Source organism: Agarivorans sp. MS3-6 (assembly GCF_054112545.1).
The window spans coordinates 4,154,696-4,167,084 of sequence record NZ_CM134202.1 but is presented as its reverse complement, the minus strand read 5'-3'; the positions used below and the strand labels follow the sequence as shown (position 1 = coordinate 4,167,084).

General features: G+C 44.9%; 10 protein-coding genes. 6 read left to right on the top strand and 4 right to left on the bottom strand.

Annotated elements, in window-relative coordinates:
* Window positions 1-6: 6 nt before the first annotated feature.
* On the bottom strand, window positions 7-2,256 hold the full coding sequence (locus ACVFI8_RS19230; RefSeq protein ID WP_457872357.1) for a peptidase U32 family protein: 2,250 nt from the start codon (window positions 2,254-2,256) through the stop codon (window positions 7-9).
* 347 nt (window positions 2,257-2,603) lie between these two features.
* Here ACVFI8_RS19230 and ACVFI8_RS19225 point away from each other — a divergent pair, with 347 nt between their 5' ends.
* Window positions 2,604-2,867, top strand: coding sequence for a DUF5062 family protein (locus ACVFI8_RS19225; RefSeq protein ID WP_457872356.1), 264 nt, complete (start codon window positions 2,604-2,606; stop codon window positions 2,865-2,867).
* Window positions 2,868-2,963: 96 nt separating this feature from the next.
* On the opposite strand, the gene puuE is transcribed toward ACVFI8_RS19225, so the two are convergent.
* The 3 genes from puuE to ACVFI8_RS19210 form a co-directional block, all read right to left on the bottom strand.
* A complete protein-coding gene (puuE, locus tag ACVFI8_RS19220) occupies window positions 2,964-3,887 on the bottom strand; it encodes an allantoinase PuuE (protein WP_457872355.1) in 924 nt (307 codons plus the stop codon).
* A gap of 8 nt (window positions 3,888-3,895) precedes the next feature.
* The gene (locus ACVFI8_RS19215) at window positions 3,896-5,284 is read right to left on the bottom strand and encodes an 8-oxoguanine deaminase (RefSeq protein WP_457872354.1); all 1,389 of its coding nucleotides are present in this window, start codon (window positions 5,282-5,284) and stop codon (window positions 3,896-3,898) included.
* 115 nt (window positions 5,285-5,399) lie between these two features.
* A complete protein-coding gene (locus ACVFI8_RS19210; RefSeq protein WP_457872353.1) occupies window positions 5,400-6,029 on the bottom strand; it encodes a TetR family transcriptional regulator C-terminal domain-containing protein in 630 nt (209 codons plus the stop codon).
* A 335-nt stretch (window positions 6,030-6,364) separates the two neighbouring features.
* Between ACVFI8_RS19210 and ACVFI8_RS19205 the strand changes: the two genes are divergently transcribed.
* The 5 genes from ACVFI8_RS19205 to ACVFI8_RS19185 all read left to right on the top strand — a co-directional run bounded on the left by ACVFI8_RS19205 (window position 6,365) and on the right by ACVFI8_RS19185 (window position 12,359).
* The gene (locus ACVFI8_RS19205) at window positions 6,365-7,915 is read left to right on the top strand and encodes an ABC transporter ATP-binding protein (protein WP_248711988.1); all 1,551 of its coding nucleotides are present in this window, start codon (window positions 6,365-6,367) and stop codon (window positions 7,913-7,915) included.
* Window positions 7,908-9,023: an ABC transporter permease gene (locus ACVFI8_RS19200; RefSeq protein ID WP_248711989.1), complete on the top strand. Its 1,116-nt coding sequence runs from the start codon at window positions 7,908-7,910 to the stop codon at window positions 9,021-9,023. The genes ACVFI8_RS19205 and ACVFI8_RS19200 overlap by 8 nt, the downstream gene beginning before the upstream one ends.
* Window positions 9,023-9,952, top strand: a complete 930-nt coding sequence (locus ACVFI8_RS19195) for an ABC transporter permease (protein ID WP_248711990.1) — start codon at window positions 9,023-9,025, stop codon at window positions 9,950-9,952. Before ACVFI8_RS19200 ends, ACVFI8_RS19195 begins: the two co-directional genes overlap by 1 nt.
* 128 nt (window positions 9,953-10,080) lie before the next feature.
* Complete coding sequence (locus tag ACVFI8_RS19190; RefSeq protein ID WP_248711991.1) at window positions 10,081-11,760, top strand: bifunctional metallophosphatase/5'-nucleotidase; 1,680 nt, start codon at window positions 10,081-10,083, stop codon at window positions 11,758-11,760.
* A 92-nt stretch (window positions 11,761-11,852) separates the two neighbouring features.
* Entirely contained in the window at window positions 11,853-12,359 is a 507-nt protein-coding gene (locus ACVFI8_RS19185; protein WP_457872351.1) for an SRPBCC domain-containing protein, read from the top strand.
* Window positions 12,360-12,389 lie beyond the last annotated feature (30 nt).

The following is a 12,389-nucleotide window of genomic DNA, read 5'->3' as shown; positions in this document are numbered from 1 at the left end:
GCGAGCTTACAAACCTTGGCTATACTGAGCATTGGTAGAAATGCTCACTATTTCGCTAAGCTGTTGCTGGGCTTGTTGGTCACCCTTCAAGAACGCGTCAAACTGGGTCACTAGAAAGGCTTTATCTAGCTCGGCTTTGGAGCCAGCCCCAATGTTAGTAAGGTCTATAAAGAACTCGTCAAACTGCCCAGCCAAATCACTCACAATATCAACGTTTAAAAACTGCTCGTGGTTGTAAATACTTGGGTAACCGCCCTTTTGTTTATCAACCGCAAACGACACACCTTTAACGTTAGTGATAGTAGTGGCTTTTTCGCACTTAAGCATACAGCCGTCTTCAATACTTGGTTTTTTACACCCTACGGTTTGCTGGAAGAAACATTGCCGGCTAGTCATCATTAAGATGGGGTGATAAATGCTATAGAGCATTTTGAAGTTATCGGGGCGAGTAATATTTCTAATTTGCATACGATTAATTTCGTTAGAAATAAACGCGCCCGCACAATTTAGTTCTTCTTTTAATGTAAGCAAAGCATAAGAGTTAGTGGTATTTAAAAACGGACCCGCAATCCACTCAATCCCCATTTCATAGGCTTTAAATGCTACGCCGGTATTGTTGCTCACAATCCTCGCTGGGCGAACTTGCTCCAACAAGCGCACCGCTTCTAGGTAATCTTTACCAATAAGTACTGCAGGAAACCACGGTATTAAACGTGGGTTTCGTAAGAAAATATCAATGAATTTATTACAGCCTTTCTTAAAGCTTTCAGGCAACTTGAAGTACACATCAGACGAGGTTAGCTCACATAAATGTAAGTCTTTCTCATCAGCAATCAATATCGACATACTAGGCTTGCCAGTATTTCTTGGGTGCTGTTCTAGGGGGGGAACTTCAACTGCAGGCACCACCGCCACTGAGTTATTCAACAAAAATGCAGCTTGATTCTTTAACTCGGTTAACTCTCTAAATGGTAGGCTTAAATTCTCGCCTAGTTCACGACAATCAAATTCTTCAAGACTAAAGTCGTTACTAGCGAAGTTTTTGAAGCGTTTTTCTAACAGCGCTTGGTCAAGCGTTTGTTTGCCTGCAACGGCTAATGGTGAAGGCGTTTCTAGCTGATGTACTTTATCGTTATCGCCAATGGTCATGGTTAAACGTAAGGGCTGATTTAAACTGCCAGAAAAAGCCATTACCAAGGGTTGCTTCGCAATACTTAAGTATTTTATTTTCTCGGCTAACTCTTCACCGATTTCGTTGCGCTCGGCATGTAGCTCTTTTTTCGCTTCTTGAATTTGCACTACCGAAATAGCATTGTATTTATCTACTGCATATTGCGGGCTGTGGTCACGCGGATTGTCGATAAACATGTCTTTGGTAAGATGACCGTGTAAAAAAGAGTTGGTGAAATCACGGTTAAATACTCGATGCAAGTTTGAGTCGTCCGCTAATAACTGGCCGGTTGCTACAAATTTATCGATTTGTTTACGCCAGCTGTCGACGACAGTGTAAACGTAATGAGCACCTTTAATTCGGCCTTCAATTTTTAGCGAGTCCACTTGCGCGTCCACTAACTGCGGCAAATCAAAATAAGCAGAGTTATCTTTTAAGTTAAGCGGGAAGCGGTTACCAGCGTTGGTAATTTCGTACTCATCTCGACACGCTTGACTGCAGCGGCCGCGGTTCCCAGAGTTACCTACGCTCACAGAGCTTGAGTAACACTGACCAGAGAAGGCAATACACAATGAGCCATGCACGAACACTTCGGTTAAAACCTCGTGCTGGTGCGCTAATGCGGTAAGCGTTTTTATTTCGCCAAGGTTTAACTCGCGCGACAAATTAACCCGCGAAGCACCAATCTTGGCCAAGAATTCAATTTGGCCTTCATTGTGCGAAGTAAGCTGAGTAGAAGCATGTATATCCAAAGTGGGGAAATACTTTTTAACTAAATTGAACATTCCCAAGTCTTGAACAATGATGCCATCGATGCCCGAGTTAACAAGCTTATTCAACAACTTAACCATTTGTGGTATTTCGTGTTCAAGAATCACCACATTGAGAGTTAAAAACACTTCGCAGTCGTACTTATGTGCTAAGCGTAAAATACCCAATAAGTCGTCGAAAGAAAGATTAGATGCTCGGTTGCGGGCATTAAAGGTATCTAGACCACAATACACTGCATTAGCGCCCGCGATTACCGCCGCTTTGATGGCTTCTACATCACCACCGGGGGCTAATAACTCTATCTTTCTGCTCATACGACTACACTCACTTAAATACTTGGGCTAACTTGACTGGCCAGAATAGCGCGCGATTTTAACGGCTACAGAACATTAATGCTACAGTTAACCAACCTTAATTGGGGTTGGCGAGCTGAAACCTGCGTTCCGGGCGAAGCCGTTGACGCCTCCCAAGGCCTGGTTATTTTTAATATGGCTAATGGCTGGTTTAGGCAAAGTCAGTATCCTCAAACACTCGCTGTTGATTTTTTCAGCAACTAAAAAAATGCGAGTGCCATAGCTTACATTTAGTGATGAAAGCACTGTTATTAGGCTACGCTTTACCGTATGTTTGATAGCATATTTTAGATACAGCGAGACCTTTAGTGAAAAAGTATAAACACGAAGCACAGCTTTTAAAGAAGGCCATACAAATTGGTGAGGTATACGCCTTACAACGCGGTTTTGCTAAGTTCCCTCCTGGTATTTCAGAGAAAGACAAGGTAGAGGCGCTGTATATGCTGCTAGCCGAAGATAAACGCTTAACTCCACTGCCTAAAGACAAAATCACCGGTCCTGAGATGCGCCACAAGTTAGTACTTTGGTTAGCCCATCAATTACCTAAAGATCATGAATTACTCGGGGGCTGAGCCCTTCAGTGCACCATAACAACACTAAAACAGCACTATTTGAGTGCTGTTTTTTATTGGGCTGCCCTGTAAAGAGATTAATGGGGTCGACATCGCTTACTTCGTGCCCTGCTCGGCTAACCAATGCTCGGCAATTTGCTCTCGCGTGGCGTACCACACTTCTTCAAACTGCTGGGTATACTGAATAAAACGTTGCAGAGCGGCCAATCTCGCTGGGCGGCCAATAATTCGGCAATGCAAGCCAATACTGAGCATTTTGGGCGCGGTTTCCCCTTCAAAGTAAAGAACGTCAAAAGCATCCTTTAGGTACTGATAAAATTGTTCGCCACTGTTAAAGCCTTGTGGCGTAGCAAAACGCATGTCATTGGTATCTAGCGTATAGGGCACCATTAACAGTGGTTTACTGTAGTTCTTATCCCAATAAGGTAGGTCATCGGCATAACTATCAGCGCAATACAAAATGTCGTTTCGTTCTGCCAGTAACTTCAGGGTATGAGGGCTAGTACGGCCGGTATACCAGCCTTTAGGCTTAGCACCCGTGAGTTGCTGATGAATAGCAATAGCTTGCTCCATATGTTCTAGCTCTTGCTGTTCAGTGAAATCTTGGTAATGGATCCAACGTAAGCCATGACTGGCGATTTCCCAGTTGGCGTCTAGCATGGCAGCAAGCGCCTGCGGATGGCGTTGCAAGGCCATGGCTACAGCGAACACCGTCACCGGAATATTGAGTTGAGTAAATAATCGATGTAAACGCCAAAATCCTGCTCGGCTGCCATACTCATAAATCGATTCCATACTGAGGTGGCGGTCTGGGTAGGCGGTAGCCCCCACAATTTCTGACAAAAACTGCTCTGAATGAGTATCACCATGCAATACGCAATTTTCACCGCCCTCTTCGAAGTTAATCACAAATTGTAAGGCAATCTTGGCGTTATTTGGCCAATTAGCGTGGGGCGGGTGTTGTCCATATCCGACTAAGTCACGCGGGTATGGGTTGTTAGGCTGTTTTTTATCGCTCATAGTTATCCTTACGCCACCAATTGCTTGGCTAATTGGTGGTGTTTTGCTTTAAGTTGGTTTAGTTGCGCGCGGGTGTCATCGCCATTTTCAATAATCCATTTACCCGCCACCATCAGTTTGTTCACTTGGCTAGCGCCACACAAAATCAGGGCTGCCAATGGGTCATGAGCACCGGAAAAATTGAGCCCATCCAGCTTATACAGCCCTAGGTCTGCTTGCTTGCCAGGAGCCAACACGCCAATATCTTCACGCCCCAGCACTGCGGCACTGCCTTGAGTCCCCCAGTTGAGTACTTGATGGTGGGTAATTTGATCGGCGCGATAACGCAATCGTTGCTGCATTAATGAATGACGTAATTCTTGAATCATATTAGAGCTGTCATTAGAGGCTGAACCATCCACTGCCATACCAACATGACAACCCGCAGCCGCTAAATCTAAGGTGGGACAAATGCCCGATGCCAACACCATGTTAGAGGTGGGGCAATGGGCGATACCAATCTGTGCAGCACCTAAGCGTTGTATTTCTGCTTGATCAAAATGGATGCCATGAGCCAACCACGTTTGCGGCCCCATCCAACCACAATGCTCAAGGTAATCTACCGGGCGCATACCGAGTTTTTGCAGACAAAAATCATTTTCATCGATGGTTTCACCTAAATGGGTATGCAGCCGAACCCCTTGCTGCTTAGCCAACAAAGCCGTTTCTTTCATTAGGGATTCGGTCACTGAAAAAGGCGAGCAAGGCGCTAATGCCAATTGCAGCATACTTCCTTCGCTGGCATCGTGATAAGCCTTGGTGAGCCTTAAGCTATCATCTAAAATTTGCTGTTCAGTTTGCACCACTGAATCAGGCGGCAAACCGCCATCTTTTTGTGACAAGCTCATGCTACCCCGGGTTAAGGTGGCGCGAACACCTAAACGCCCAACAACTTCAGCTTGAATGTCTATCGCCTCGCTTAAGGCATGGTTAAACACGTAATGGTGATCGGCCACCGTGGTGGCACCACTTAGCATTAATTCCCAACAGGCAATTTCTGTCGCCAACTCAATATGCTTGGGTGTCAGTCCGCTCCAAATGGGGTACAACGTTTTTAACCAAGGAAACAAAGGCTGATTAATTGCCGCCGGTAAACAGCGCGTCAACGTTTGGTAAAAATGGTGGTGGGTATTAATTAAGCCGGGGAGCAGCACCATGTCACTAGCATCGAGTTGCTGGTCGATGGGGGTAATCGGTTGTTGCCCTGCTGCGACACATTCAACGATGGTGGTACCTTTAACCACGACCCCACCGCGTAAATCTCGCTCTGCGTCGGCCCCTGAAATAGCACCACTAAATACCGCTAATGGGTTTTTTATCCAAAGAGCTTGGTTAGTGCTTGGTTTATTAGAAGGCATTGCGTTTGTCTATTTCCTTTAATAACTTGTCGTTATAAATATGCTTTAACCAACAAGCAATTTCTTGACCAACTAATCAAGTTAAATCAGTATTAATAACACTCACTTTCTAACGCTAAACCTTAAGCCCTAGACCTCGAACCACAATATCAATCAAGTTTTGCTCTGCGCTAGCAAACTCTTTATTACTTAAGGCCTTGCCATGAATCAGCCGGATCTCGGTATCAAAATCAGCGTAGAACTGGGTAGCCCCCCAAATCAGAAACAGTAGATTTAACGGTTCTACGGCTTGTATTTTACCTTGGTCAATCCATGCTTGAATAAGCGTAGATTTTTGTTTTGCCCATACGACAACTGGCGCTTGCAGTTGGTCTTTTAGGTTTGGTGCGCCTTGGATAATTTCCATCGCGAAGATACGCGAGCTTTTAGGGTGGCTGCGGCTATAACGCATTTTTGAGCGAATATATGCGCTAATGGCAATCGCGGGGTCATCGTCAGCGGTGGTGTTTTCAAAAGCATCGTTCCACATTGCCAGGATATCTTCGAGCAATACCGTATATAAGCCCTGCTTAGATTTGAAATAGTAAAGAATATTGGCTTTGGGTAACTCCGCCCTGTCTGCAATGGCTTGCAACGATGTGCCTTGATAACCGTGTTTCACAAACTCGTTTGTGGCCGCCTTTAAAATGAGCTTCTCGTTCTTTTTTCTAATGGTGCCGCTTTGAGCTGTCGTCGCTTTTGCCATGCTTATTCACTCTCCTTGTTGCGGTGTATCTGTTATATAGTCCGTATATAAAGTTATTATTAAGTATTAATTGGTAAATCACTAGTACTATGTTTGTTTAATATAAAGCAATATTTTGCACCAATATGTCACAAAACTTGCCATACTACGCACCAATCGAGCACAACAAATATTCAACAAATGCAACTTTTACGCTACACCTATAAAGTTGAACAAGTGGTCAGATTTATGCATTGTTTTTTAGGATTGCATATTACCCAGTGCTCAATCAAACGATTGAACATGGCAATGATATTGACTTAAAGAAAACCATACAGATATCGAATGGACTCATAATGAAACAACACGAACCATTGTTAGCGCTATGGCAGGTATCTAAAAGATACCCCGGTGTATTAGCCAACGACAAGGTAAGCCTTAGCTTAGAAAAAGGTGAAATTCTTGCCCTGCTGGGTGAAAATGGCGCTGGTAAGTCGACCTTAGTAAAAATGATTTATGGCGTAGTACAAGCCGACGAAGGCGGATTATTATGGCATGGCAAGGAAGTTAAAATAAGCTCGCCCAATATGGCTCGTGCCATGGGCATTGGTATGGTCTTTCAACATTTCTCAGTGTTTGAAACCCTCACTGTGCAAGAAAACATTGAATTGAGCCTAGACGCTGGGGTCGTGAAAGACAAAGCGGCCTTACGCGCAAAAATTGTTGAATTAAGTGCCGCCTATGAGCTAAAAGTAGACCCTGACCGTTACGTACATAACCTCAGTATTGGCGAACGTCAACGCTTAGAAATCCTGCGCTGCTTAATCCAAAACGTAAAACTACTGATCCTTGACGAACCAACATCGGTGCTTACACCACAAGAAGTAGCCGGTTTATTTAAAGTATTACGTACCTTAGCCAGCGAAGGCTGTAGCATTTTGTTTATTAGTCATAAGCTAAAAGAAGTGACCTCTCTGTGCGACCGAGCGGTTATTTTACGCGGCGGTAAAGTAAGCGGTGAATGTGTCCCCGCCAATGAAACGCCTGATTCTATCGCTCGCATGATGGTAGGCAGTGATGCGGTGTTATCAGAGCGCTACGAGAAAACCATTGGTTCTGATGAACTGTTAGTGACAACTAATTTATCTGTTGAACCGACCAATCCTTTTGGTACTGGACTCAACAAGGTAAATCTTAGCCTACACAGCGGTGAAATCTTAGGCATAGCAGGAGTTGCAGGCAACGGCCAAGAAGATTTGCTGGAAGCACTAAGCGGAGAAGATACTCGAGCCGACGCTGCCAGCATTATCATGAACGGCCGTAAAGTAGGTAAATTAAACGCCGGTGAGCGACGCTTGCTAGGCATGAGTTATGTGCCGGCAGACAGATTAGGCCAAGGTGCGGTGCCAGATATGAGCTTGGCCGACAATACCCTGTTAACCAGCGCGCGCAAAGGTTTGGTTAAAAAAGGCCTGATTTTGCCTCACAAGGTACTGGAACTTGCCAAGTCAATTATTCACCACAATGATGTTAAATGTCATAACGCTCACTCCCAAGCTAAAAGCTTATCAGGGGGAAATTTACAAAAATTCATTATTGGTCGAGAGGTCGACCAAGACCCACAAATCCTGATTTGTGCTCACCCAACATGGGGAGTAGACATTGGTGCAGCAAGCTCAATTCATCGCCAATTAATTGAACTGCGCGATCGCGGCGCAGCAATATTAGTGGTCTCAGAAGATATCGACGAGTTATTTATGATCTCAGACAGAATAGCGGCGCTTTACGAAGGGAAAATATCGCAGGCGGTACGCACCGAACAAACCAATATAGAACAAATAGGTAAGTGGATAGCGGGTGGCTTTATCGATCACGACACCCCAGAGGAGGAGCAGCAACATGCTTAGAACTCAACCACGTTTAGAGTCATCTAAATTAATGTCTTGGATGTCGCCAGTAATTGCGATTGTGTTAACCATGCTCGTCTCCAGCGTGATGTTTCTGTCGTTAGATATTAATCCCGCCACAGCATTTAGAGTATTCATTCTTGATCCGCTTAGCGATAGTTATAACTTGGGTGAGTTAATGGTGAAAACCACTCCCCTACTATTATGCGCAACCGGTTTGGCCCTTTGTTATAAAGCCAATATTTGGAACATTGGCGCAGAGGGGCAGCTGTTAGTAGGTGCCTTAGTGGGCAGTTACTTTGCGCTGCAAGCTGGCGACGATAGTGGCTATGGTTGGTTAGCCATTACCCTTATTGCCGGAGCTATAGCCGGCATGTTGTGGGCGGCTATCCCTACCTTGTTACATCAGTTATTTCACACCAACCTTATTCTTACTACCATTATGCTCAACTATATCGGCTTGTACTTGCTGCTTTGGGGTGTACACGGTCCATTAGTCGACCCTGATGGCTTTGGCTTCCCCGAATCGGCTATTTTTGCTGATTCTGTATTGCTACCTACCATTATGGAAGATGGCCGAGCCTCAATCAGCATTATTTTGGCGGTTATCTTTGCCATTGGCTCCGGGATAATTTTGTACCGCACTCTACCGGGGTTTCAATTAAGAGTGTTTGGCTCTGACCAACCAGCGGCACGTTACGCAGGCTACAGCAGCAAATTTATTATCTGGAGTGTCATGTTAAGTGCCGGCGCTTTGGCTGGATTTGCAGGGGTTGCCGAAGTGACCGGCCCAATTGGTCAGCTTATCCCGCAAATTTCTCCTGGTTATGGTTATGCGGCCATTATTGTGGCTTACCTTGGCAGGCTAAATCCCTTTGGAATTATTTTCGCCGCCTTCTTCATGGGTACCTTATACATGGGTAGTGATTTAGCACAAATAGAGCTAGGTATGCCCACCGCGATTACCGGGCTTTTCCAAGGGATATTGCTCTTTTTCTTGCTCGCTTGTGACTTCCTGATTAATTACAAAATCATTTGGAAACCCACCACCCGCGTGGCACAAAGCAGTAAACCAACGGCCACCGAAACTAAGCAAGGAACAGCCTAATGGATATGGAACTTTTTCAACAAATCTTAGTGGCTGCGATTAAAACCGGCACGCCACTATTACTGGTCGCCTTAGGCGAATTAATCTGCGAAAAATCAGGGGTACTCAACCTAGGTCAAGAAGGCATGATGTTAATGGGCGCAATGGCAGGTTTTGCTGGCGCGTATTTTAGTGGCAGTTTAGCCTTGGGTTTATTGTTAGCGATCATCGCCGGAATGACCATGGCAGCCATTTTTGGTCTGTTATCCCTCAACCTCAATACCAACCAAGTGGCTACAGGCTTAGCCTTAACCATATTTGGAGCCGGTTTAAGTGCCTTCTTAGGCGTTAACTTAGTGGGCTCTACCGTGGTTGGATTTAAAGCGATTGCGATCCCTTTGCTTAGCGATATTCCCTTTATTGGTCCGCTATTTTTCAATCATGACATTTTAGTCTACGGCAGCTTTGCTTTAGTGGGTATTTGCTGGTGGGTTGTCAATAAAACCCGCGCCGGGCTAACCTTACGCGCGGTAGGTGAAAACCCCTACTCAGCGAATGCCCTGGGTATAAAAGTAATTAAAGTTCGCTATATTGCGGTATTAGTTGGCGGTGCTTTTGCCGGCCTTGCGGGCGCCTATATGTCATTGTCATACACCCCAATGTGGATGGAAAACATGACCGCGGGCCGTGGTTGGATTGCACTATCGCTCGTCGTATTCGCCTCATGGCGAGTGGGTTACTTAATGGTGGGCGCGTACTTATTTGGTGTAGCGTCTATTTTGCATTTAGTGATGCAAGGTATTGGTTTTACTATATCACCCAACCTATTAGCTATGCTGCCTTATGTAGCCACCATTGTAGTAATGGTGATTATTAGCTCTAACCCATTGCGTCAAAAACTCGCTGCACCGATGAGCTTGGCTAAACCCTTTGATTCAAGGATCCACTAAACCCTCATTTTAGTGACACGTAAACCAAGCTGATTCACCATCGGCTTGGTTTTTTACTTAATCAAGTGGCTTACACCGTGACTTTTTCGCGTATCATGAGCTCCCCATGTTAGGAGGCCCCCTACCTTATGTCCTACTCGTTGTACTTGGCTCATATCAATGACACCCATTCACACTTTGAATCGTCACTATTGCACTTCAAGCTCAAGCTTGCTGACACCGAGTATCAAATAGATGCCCATTGTGGCGGTTATGCACGAATAGCTTCCGCAGTTAAGGCTCAGCGCCAATTAGCCAAGCAACAAGGTGCAGATTCATTGCTACTGCATGCTGGCGACAGTTTTCAAGGCAGTTTATATTTCAGTCAATTTAAGGGTTTGGCCAATGCTCGTTTACTTAATCTATTGGCCCCTGATGCCTTAACGATTGGTAACCATGAATTTGATTTAGGTAATGCCCCCGTTGCGCAGTTTATCGAGCAAGCTAACTTTGCCTTACTGGCAGGCAACATGGACCTAAGCCAAGAGGATCAAAACAAAGCCCATCCTCTCGCCCCCCATAACAACCTCTATCGTTTTGACAATCAGCGCCAAATTGCTCAATACCTGCTTAAACCCCTAGCAGACAAACAGTTAGCCATTGTCGGTATTACCCATGACCAAATGCATAATATTGGCTGCCCAGACGCCGATTGCCATTTTCTCAATGCCATACAAACCACCCGAGCCACCATCGAGCACCTCCACCAACAAGGGATTAATCATATCCTGGTACTGAGCCACCTGGGATACCACGGTGATGTAGAACTGGCTAAGGCTGTTGATGGCATAAGCGTGATTGTCGGCGGACATTCGCATACCCTTACCGGAGATTTCAGCGAGCTTGGCATCAGTTCTACTGAACAAGCGCCTCAATGGGTTAATGATTGTTTAATCTTGCAAGCCGGAAAACATGCCGAATCAATAGGCCTAGAAAAACTGACGTTTGACCATCAAGGTAAAGTAACTGGCTTGACTGGCGGGGTGTCATTTCTACTCGCAGACGATTGGCAAGCCTTTGCCAATGAGCAAGTTGTAAGCAACGAGCTGCGCCAACAGATTAATGACTATGTCAGCCGCAGCCATTTATTTAGTCATTTCCCCGAAGACCCGCAAATTAAGCAAATAATTGACCGAGATTATCGCCCTGTGGTTGAACAAATGCGCGAGCAAATCATTACCACTTTGCCCACACCACTGCTGCATACTCGACTACCTAATCATGATTACCCCTTAGGCAGTGAAGTGTCTCCCTTGGTATGTAAAGGCTTTTACCAAATCGCCAACAAACATAGTCCTACAGATTTTGCCTTACACAATGCCGGTGGTGTTCGTGTATCACTCAAGGCAGGGCCACTGACAAAAGCAGAAATTTGTGGTCGTTTACTGCCCTTCGAGATAGCCTTAGTCAGCTATTTAATCAAAGGTGAAGATTTAGCCAGTGTGATTGAAGGTGCCATAGATAACGCCTACAACAATGGCATAGTAGGGACTGGCGATGGCAGTTTTCCTTATTTCTATCGGCTACGCTATCAATACAATGGCGAGCAACCTCAAGGTCAGCGAGTCAAAAATATTAAGATATGTCAGCAAGGCGAGTGGATAGCGGTAAAAGAACAACACGCCTATCGCGGTGTATCATCGGCCTACACGCTTGCAGGCAAAGAAGGCTACCACGCCTTGCTTAATTCTTGGGACCACCAAGATCTGGCCACCAGCATGAGTGACAGTTTTGTTGAATATGCTTCTACACTCAACGCGCTAGCCTAGTCAAGCTCACACAACAACGAGATCTTGAACAGTTCGTTAAATGTCACCATAAGTACTAATATTGAAATGTTTAGTCTATCGAGAGAAACAGCATGCTCAATAAGAAAGGAATTATCTGGCCTGATTACTATCACCCTAAAAACTCTCAAATACATATTAAAAATCAGCTAGATATATCAGCCAGCGCTGAAGAGGTTTGGCATTGTTTAGTTCATGCGCCCTGCTGGCCAACATGGAAACATAGCTCAACCTCAGTTCAAATCATCAATGGCGATGGCATTGAATTGGCTAAAAATGCTCAATTTTATTGGAAAACCAAAAGAGCAGCATTCAAATGTACTGTGGTTGAATTTACGCCTCATAAACAACTTGCCTGGAAAGGAAAAATGGGTGCTGTAGATATGTATCATGCTTGGTTAATTGAGCCCACAAGCAAAGGTTGTCGAGTTATTACCGAATCTACTCAACGAAATGGTTTAACTTGGTTAACTAAGTATTTTATGTCTAATCAGTTTAGGACTTACCATCGACATTGGCTCGAAGAATTACAAGAACAGCACCTAAAGCAATCAACCGTTGGCACCTTGAGTAACAATTAACTCATCACATGAGTCTCGCAAACAGCCAAC

Excerpts from the sequence above, each read along its gene's own strand:
- ACVFI8_RS19185 (WP_457872351.1), top strand. The coding sequence starts at position 11,853 with ATGCTCAATAAGAAAGGAATTATCTGGCCTGATTACTATCACCCTAAA.
- ACVFI8_RS19190 (WP_248711991.1), top strand. The coding sequence starts at position 10,081 with ATGTCCTACTCGTTGTACTTGGCTCATATCAATGACACCCATTCACAC.
- puuE (WP_457872355.1), bottom strand. The coding sequence starts at position 3,887 with ATGAGCGATAAAAAACAGCCTAACAACCCATACCCGCGTGACTTAGTC.
- ACVFI8_RS19230 (WP_457872357.1), bottom strand. The coding sequence starts at position 2,256 with ATGAGCAGAAAGATAGAGTTATTAGCCCCCGGTGGTGATGTAGAAGCC.
- ACVFI8_RS19200 (WP_248711989.1), top strand. The coding sequence starts at position 7,908 with ATGCTTAGAACTCAACCACGTTTAGAGTCATCTAAATTAATGTCTTGG.
- ACVFI8_RS19205 (WP_248711988.1), top strand. The coding sequence starts at position 6,365 with ATGAAACAACACGAACCATTGTTAGCGCTATGGCAGGTATCTAAAAGA.
- ACVFI8_RS19215 (WP_457872354.1), bottom strand. The coding sequence starts at position 5,284 with ATGCCTTCTAATAAACCAAGCACTAACCAAGCTCTTTGGATAAAAAAC.
- ACVFI8_RS19195 (WP_248711990.1), top strand. The coding sequence starts at position 9,023 with ATGGATATGGAACTTTTTCAACAAATCTTAGTGGCTGCGATTAAAACC.
- ACVFI8_RS19210 (WP_457872353.1), bottom strand. The coding sequence starts at position 6,029 with ATGGCAAAAGCGACGACAGCTCAAAGCGGCACCATTAGAAAAAAGAAC.